Below are 377 nucleotides of genomic sequence, written 5' to 3' on the forward strand. Positions count from 1 at the left end.
TTCTTGCGCAGGTGCTCGCGCACCTTGTCGGCCGAGTGGCCCACCGCGGCCACCGCCTGGCGCAGTTCCTCCTCGGTGACGCCGAGCGACTCGGTCCAGCTGCGGATTTCGTGCTCCTCGGTGAGCGAGATGAGCTTGCGGTCGAGGCCGGTCTTCTTTGGGTCGTCTGCCATTCCTGTCTCCTTCGTGACGTGATGATCGAGGAGCCTGCGACGCAGGGCCGCCCGGGGATGTAGGAGGCGGCCATATCCGCGGCGCGGCGATGGGCGACATCGCGATCTGGTGACGTGCAGCATGCTGCCCCATGCACCTCGCCGACGTTGCCCCCATGCTCATCTCTTCGCGGCCCGTAGACCTATCCGAGCCGGGGTGGATCT

Annotated in this window: 1 protein-coding gene; it reads right to left on the reverse strand. The window is 66.8% G+C overall.

Annotated features, from left to right (window positions below; translation table 11 throughout):
• A partial coding sequence (locus tag AC1DNF_RS35855; protein WP_478153699.1) for a DUF3606 domain-containing protein occupies positions 1-296 on the reverse strand: 296 nt, incomplete at its 3' end.
• Between the last annotated feature and the right edge of the window lie 81 nt (positions 297-377).

It is taken from the genome of Variovorax sp. 01T432, from assembly GCF_056398605.1.